General features: G+C 77.5%; 1 protein-coding gene and 1 pseudogene. One reads left to right on the top strand and one right to left on the bottom strand.

What is annotated here, in order from left to right:
- Positions 1-84 precede the first annotated feature (84 nt).
- The gene (locus tag FNQ90_RS22025; RefSeq protein ID WP_182607949.1) at positions 85-708 is read right to left on the bottom strand and encodes a M48 metallopeptidase family protein; all 624 of its coding nucleotides are present in this window, start codon (positions 706-708) and stop codon (positions 85-87) included.
- 659 nt (positions 709-1367) lie between these two features.
- Between FNQ90_RS22025 and FNQ90_RS22020 the strand changes: the two are divergent.
- Positions 1368-1750: pseudogene (locus FNQ90_RS22020) on the top strand (ThiF family adenylyltransferase); the annotation flags it as partial.

The raw sequence follows: 1750 nt of genomic DNA, 5'->3' as shown, positions 1-1750 counted from the left end.
CCCCCGGCCCCCGCGTGAGACCGACCCGGGAGGGACGCGGAAGGACCCGGGCCCCCGGTCGGAACCGGCGTCCGGAGGGGCGGATCACCCCGGGGTCGGCTCCCCCTCATCCGTTCCGCGAAGACGCTCGGCCGCCACCACGCCCTCCAGGAAACCGCGGGCCCGCTCGGTGCGGGGGTACGCCTCCAGCAGAGCCCAGAAGTCCGGTCCGTGCCCCGGCACCAGCAGGTGCGCCAGCTCGTGCAGCAGCACGTAGTCCAGGACGTACTCGGGCATGTCCCGCAGGCGATGGGAGAGTCGGATGGTGCCGGTGGCCGGGGTGCACGAGCCCCAACGGGTGTTCTGGTTCCCCACCCACCGCACGGCGACGGGGCGGGCGCGGCCCCCGAGGTAGCGCTCGGAGAGCCGGGCGGCCCGCTCCTCGAGGTCGGCCCGGGGCCGACGGCGGCGCTCCTCCTGCGCGGCGAGCTTGTCGAGCATCGTGGCGACCCAGCGGCTCTCCTCCTCGACCGTCATGCGGGCGGGGATCAACACGATGGTGCGGTCGCCCTCGCGATAGGCGGAGACCGTGCGCCGGCGGCGGGTGCTGCGGCGCACCTCGATCGGGCCGGTGTCCACGGCGCGCTCCCCCGCCGGGGCACTCGCGTCGGGCCGCGGCGAACCGGCGCGGTGAAGGGGATCGGCTCGGCGGGGAGGATCGGGGGCCACACCCCGGACCGTACCCGTTTCCCCGTACGGGATCACGGGAGCGGGGGCCGGAGTCGGGCCGGCGGGTGCCCGGGGCGCGGGGAACGCCGCCCATCGGGTGAACCCGAAGGCGGTGTTCGACCGGCCTGGCCGCTGTGCCACACCGCCGATATGACGAACGCCGGCTCCTGTGGACAAGGGTGAGCGGAATGTCGGCGACCTGAGGCACAGTGTGTGACACGGCGAGCGGTTTGCGTCACCGCGGCCGGCCGGGGCGTGCCCGCGTGCCCGGTGTCCGACGATCCCCGGGGGTCCCCATGGCCACGAGCGCCCCACCACCGTCGACCGTGCCGGGGCCCCCGGGCCCGCCCCTCACCGCGCACCTCACCGCCTCCCCGGTGCCGGCACCGGCGGCCGCCACCGGCACGCCCTCCGCGGCCACGACGGTGATGACCGTGACCGCCGGGGTCACGTTGGCGCCCGGGACACCGGCGGGGGCCTCCCCCGTGGGTGAGGCGCTCCCGGGGGCTCCCGCGGCGAGGGCCGGGGCGTCCCGACCGAGGGCCGGGGCCCGCCGGCACGCGGGGTCCGGACGGGGCCGTGCCGGGCGGACCGTTCGGGCCCGGTCGGGGGCCGCGGCGCCGGCGGAGTCGGATCGGTCGGCACGGGAGCCGCATCCGATGATCAAGCCCGCGCTGCTGCGCGGGTGGGACGACCGGGAGACCGTCCGCTACGGGGTCACGCCCCCGCATGCCGTGGTGCTCCGGCCGGTGGACGGACCGACGGAGTCCTTCCTCTCCCTGCTGGACGGAACACGGGGCATGACGACACTGCGCCGGGCGGCGGGCAGGCTGGGGCTGCGGCCGGACGCCGCCGACCGCCTCACCGCCCGGCTCGCCGCGTTGGGCCTGGTGGAGGACGCGGTGGCCGAACGACGGGCGGCCGCCGAGGTGAGTGAGCAGCTGCGGCCGGACCTGGCCACCCTGTCGCTGTTGTGCCGGGAGCCCGGCGGGGCCCGGGGGCGACTGGTGGCCCGTCGCGCGGCCCGGGTGCGGGTGACGGG

Origin of the sequence: Streptomyces alkaliphilus, from assembly GCF_014141535.1 — a bacterium.
Classification (GTDB): domain Bacteria; phylum Actinomycetota; class Actinomycetes; order Streptomycetales; family Streptomycetaceae; genus Streptomyces; species Streptomyces alkaliphilus.
Note: the sequence above shows the minus strand (reverse complement) of the source record. Positions and strands in the feature narration are given on the sequence as shown.